This is a genomic window from Streptomyces sp. B1866, assembly GCF_031932565.1.
In the GTDB taxonomy this organism is placed as follows: domain Bacteria; phylum Actinomycetota; class Actinomycetes; order Streptomycetales; family Streptomycetaceae; genus Streptomyces.
On sequence record NZ_JAVSCF010000364.1, the window covers coordinates 1 to 4,699 of the forward strand.

Sequence of the window (4,699 nt, forward strand, 5' to 3'; positions counted from 1 at the left end):
TCAACGGAACAGACGGCATTCCCAGCGAAACAGCGGTCATCAGAAGTGCAACCCTCGGGAGAATCGGTCGTGTGCACCGGACCGCGGGCAGGGCGCGGCCGGGCCCGGCGCGGGTCGGCGGGCGACCACGGGCCGCGGCGATACGAGCCTACGGCACCCGGGGGGCCGGGCGCGCATCCGGCGGCGGGGCGCACCCGGAGGTGATATTCCCGCCGCCGGACGGCTTCACGTGATTTTCACGGGGTTCACCACGTCCGCCACAAGCACCAGCAGGGTGAAGCAGATGAAGATGCCCGCGACCACGTACGCGATGGGCATCAGCCGGGCCACGTCGAACGGCCCGGGGTCGGGGCGGCGGAACAGCCGGGCGGTGTGGCGGCGCACCGACTCCCACAGCGCGCCCGCGATGTGCCCGCCGTCCAGGGGCAGCAGCGGCAGCATGTTGAACAGGAACAGCGACAGGTTGAAGCCCGCGACGAGGAAGAGCATGGTCGCGACCTGCTGCTCCGGGGGGATGTCGAGGTTGAAGACGTCCCCGCCGACGCGCGCGGCGCCGACGACCCCCATGGGCGAGTCCTCCTTGCGCTCGCCGCCGCCGAACGCCGCGTTCCACAGGTCGGGGATCTTCGCGGGCAGGTCGATCAGCGAGTCGACGCCGTCGCGGACCATGGTGCCCATGCGGTCCAGCGACTGCCCGAAGGACTGCTGGACGACGCCGCTGGCGGGGGTGAAGCCGAGGAAGCCGGCGTAGACGTACTCGCCCTCGACGTAGCCGCCGGAGCCGTCGGACTTGGCGACCTGGTTGCGGATGAGGTCGGCGTGCAGGACCTTAAGGGCGCCGTCCCGCTCGACGGTGAGGGTGGCCGGTCCGGTGGTCTCGCGGATGTGCCGCTGGAGGGTGTCCCAGTCGGGGGTGCGGTGGCCGCCGAAGGAGACGATCCGGTCCCCGGGGCGCAGCCCGGCGGCCTTGGCCGGGGAGTCCTTGGCGTCCTTCGGGCAGGTGTCGGTGGCGGAGGAGGCCGCGACCACGCACTCGGAGACCGAGCCGACGGTGGTGGTCTGGGTGTTGACGCCGAAGGTCATCATGACGCCGACGAAGATCCCCACGGCGAGGACCAGGTTCATGAAGGGGCCGGCGAACATGACGACCACGCGCTTCCACGGCTGGCGCGTGTAGAACAGCCGGGTCTCGTCGCCGGGCTTCAGCTCCTCGAAGGCGGCCGACCGGGCGTCCTCGATCATGCCGCGCCAGGGCGAGGTGGAGCGGGCGGCGATCCGGCCGTCGTCGCCGGGCGGGAACATGCCGATCATGCGAATGTAGCCGCCGAGCGGGACGGCCTTGACGCCGTACTCCGTCTCGCCCTTCTTCCGGGAGAAGATCGTCGGACCGAAGCCGACCATGTACTGAGGCACCCGGATGCCGAAGAGCTTGGCCGTGGACAGGTGGCCGAGCTCGTGCCAGGCGATGGAGAACAGCAGGCCGACGGCGAAGACGACTATGCCGAGGACCGTCATCAGTGTCGTCATGCGCGAGCCTCCGGTGTCGCCTGAGCCGCTCGGGCGGCCAGTTCGCGGGCACGGGCGCGGGCCCATGTCTCCGCGGCGAGAACGTCCTCGACCGTGAGCCCGGTTCCCGCTGCCGGGAGGCCGTCCGGCCGTCCGGCGCCGTGGCGGTCCGTCACGGCACCGGACGCCAGACCTTCGGCCACCACTTCCGCGACGGTATCGACAATTCCGTTGAACGGCAGCTTCCCGGCGAGGAACGCGTCGACGCATTCCTCGTTTGCCGCGTTGTACACCGCCGGGGCCGTCCCGCCGAGCCCGCCGACGTGCCGGGCCAGGCTCACGGCGGGGAACGCCTCCTCGTCCAGCGGGAAGAACTCCCAGGTCCGCGCGGTGTCCCAGGCGCATCCCGGGGCGGCGTCGGGCACCCGGTCGGGCCAGCCGATGCCCAGCGCGATGGGCAGCCGCATGTCGGGCGGGCTCGCCTGGGCGAGCGTCGAGCCGTCCGTGAACTCGACCATCGAATGGATATACGACTGCGGGTGGACGACGACCTCGATGCGCTCGAACGGGATGTCGAACAGCAGGTGGGCCTCGATGACTTCCAGGCCCTTGTTGACCAGCGTCGCGGAGTTGACCGTGACCACCGGGCCCATGTCCCAGGTCGGGTGGGCCAGCGCCTGTTCGGGCGTGACCCGGTCCAGCTCCGCCCTCGTACGCCCCCGGAACGGGCCGCCCGAGGCGGTGACCACCAGCTTGCGCACCTCCCGCCGCCGCCCGCCGAGCAGCGCCTGGAACAGGGCGGAGTGCTCGGAGTCGACGGGCACGATCTGGCCGGGCTTGGCCACCGCCCGCACCAGCGGTCCGCCGACGATCAGGGATTCCTTGTTGGCCAGGGCCAGCACCCGGCCCGCCTCCAGGGCGGCGAGGGTGGGCGCCAGGCCGATGGAGCCGGTGATGCCGTTGAGGACCGTGTGCACGTCCGACCGGGCCAGCTCGGTCGCCGCGTCCGGCCCGGCCAGGATCTCCGGCAGCGGCTCGCCCGCCCCGTACCGCGCGGACAGCGCCGCGCGCAGCGCGGGCACCGCCTCCGGCCGGGCGACCGCCACCGTCGCCACGCGCAGCCGGTGCGCCTGCTCCGCCAGCAGCTCCGGCCGGCCGCCCGCGGCGGACAGGCCGGTGACCCGGAAGCGGTCGGGGTTGCGCAGCACCACGTCGGCCGCCTGGGTGCCGATGGAGCCGGTGGCCCCCAGGATCACCAGGTCGCGCGGCCCGCCGGAGGCGGCACCGACGGCCGGGAAGAGCAGGTGCGGGTCAGCCAGGGAATCCGTCATCCCCCCATTGTGGCCGGTCCCGCCGACACCGCCGTCAAGCCCACCCGCCGATCTGTCGAACGCGGTGCACCGCGTTGGTGCGGCGCGCCGGTTTCCGGCCGGGTCCCGCGCCGGCGCTCCCGGCGCGCGGCGCGCCGGTGCCCGTACCCGGCCGCGGGCGGGAGCGCGGGCGGGTACGGGCCCGGGCGGGCTCACCGGGGGCTCACCGGCGGCTCACAGGTCGAGGCCGGTGAGGACCATGACCCGCTCGTAGGTGTAGTCCTCCATCGCGAAGCGCACGCCCTCGCGGCCCTCCCCGGAGCGCTTGACGCCGCCGTAGGGCATCTGGTCGGCGCGGTACGTCGGCACGTCGCCGATGATCACTCCGCCGACCTCCAGCGCCCGGTGGGCCCGGAAGGCGGCCTGGAGGTCGGAGGTGAACACGCCCGCCTGGAGGCCGTACTTCGAGTCGTTGACCGCGGCGAACGCCGCCGACTCGTCCGCGGCCCGCCGCACGGTGAGCACCGGCCCGAAGGCCTCCTCGCGGGCGAGGGTGACGTCGTCCGGCACGTCCGCGAGCACGGTCGGCGCGTAGCTGGTGCCCTCGCGCTTGCCGCCCGTGAGCACCTGCGCCCCGGCCCGTACGGCCTCGTCCACCCAGGACTCGACGCGCTGGGCGGCGTCCTCGCTGATCATCGGGCCCACGTCGGTGGCCTCGTCGGCCGGGTCGCCGGTGGCCAGCGCCTCGACCGCGGCGACCACCTTCGGTACGAGCCGGTCGTACACGGCCGCGTCCGCGACGACCCGCTGCACGCCGATGCAGGACTGGCCGCCCTGGTAGTTGGAGAAGACGGCGATGCGGCCCGCCGCCCAGTCCAGGCGGTCCTCGGCCGCGTAGTCGGCCAGGACCACCGCCGCGCCGTTGCCGCCCAGTTCCAGCGTGCACCGCTTGTGCGGCACCGACGCGCGGATCGCGTAGCCGACCCGGTCGGAGCCGGTGAAGGAGATGACCGGCAGCCGCTCGTCCTGGACCAGGGCGGGCATCCGGTCGTTCGGCACCGGCAGCACGCTCCAGGACCCGGCGGGCAGGTCGGTCTCGGCCAGCAGTTCGCCGAGCAGCAGGGCCGACAGCGGCGTGGCCGGCGCGGGCTTGAGGATGATCGGGACGCCGGCGGCGAGCGCCGGGGCGACCTTGTGCGCGCACAGGTTGAGCGGGAAGTTGAACGGCGCGATGCCCAGCACGGTGCCGCGCGGGAAGCGGCGGGTCAGGGCGAGCCGCCCGGCGCCGGTGGGCTCGGTGTCCAGGCGCTGGGCCTCGCCGCCGTTGAACCGGCGGGCCTCCTCGGCGGCGATGCGGAAGACGGCGACGGCGCGGCCGACCTCGCCGCGCGCCCACTTCACCGGCTTGCCGTTCTCGGCGCAGATCAGGCGTGCGAACTCCTCCGCGCGCTCCTGGAGCCGGCGCGAGACCAGGTCCAGGGCGGCGGCCCGGACGTGCGCGGGGCTGGCGGCGAACGCGGGTCCCACGGCCACGGACGCGGCGACGGCCTCCTCGACCTGCGCTTCGGTGGGCACGCTCGCCGAACCGACGGACCGGCCGTCCCAGGGGGACGTGACCTCGAAGGTCTCCTCGCCGGTCGCCTCGCGGCCGGCGAGCCAGAACGCGTGGGGGGCAGTCGTGACAGTCACAGCGGTTCCCGGCCTTCCGAAGTGGGGTGCGGTGGTGGGAGGTTTCCCTGCCGCCTCGTCACCTTCCACCGTAGGCGTCCGGGAGCACCGGGGCGTTGTCCGGCGCGTAGCAGTGGGCGGGCGGCGCACGCCGCGGCGGCGCGCGGTCCGGGCCCGCCCTGGCGCCGGGTCCGGGCCGGGGCGCAGAGGGGTCC

Annotated in this window: 3 protein-coding genes; all 3 read right to left on the bottom strand. The window is 74.0% G+C overall.

Annotated elements, in window-relative coordinates; translation table 11 throughout:
- Window positions 1-225: 225 nt before the first annotated feature.
- Entirely contained in the window at window positions 226-1,527 is a 1,302-nt protein-coding gene (locus tag RKE29_RS28025) for a site-2 protease family protein (protein WP_312008486.1), read from the bottom strand.
- Window positions 1,524-2,837, bottom strand: coding sequence for a 1-deoxy-D-xylulose-5-phosphate reductoisomerase (gene dxr, locus RKE29_RS28030; protein WP_312008487.1), 1,314 nt, complete (start codon window positions 2,835-2,837; stop codon window positions 1,524-1,526). The genes RKE29_RS28025 and dxr overlap by 4 nt, the downstream gene beginning before the upstream one ends.
- Window positions 2,838-3,050: 213 nt before the next feature.
- Window positions 3,051-4,505 carry an aldehyde dehydrogenase family protein gene (locus tag RKE29_RS28035; RefSeq protein WP_312008488.1) on the bottom strand — a complete coding sequence of 485 codons (1,455 nt, stop codon included), beginning with the start codon at window positions 4,503-4,505 and terminating at the stop codon, window positions 3,051-3,053.
- Window positions 4,506-4,699: the final 194 nt, after the last annotated feature.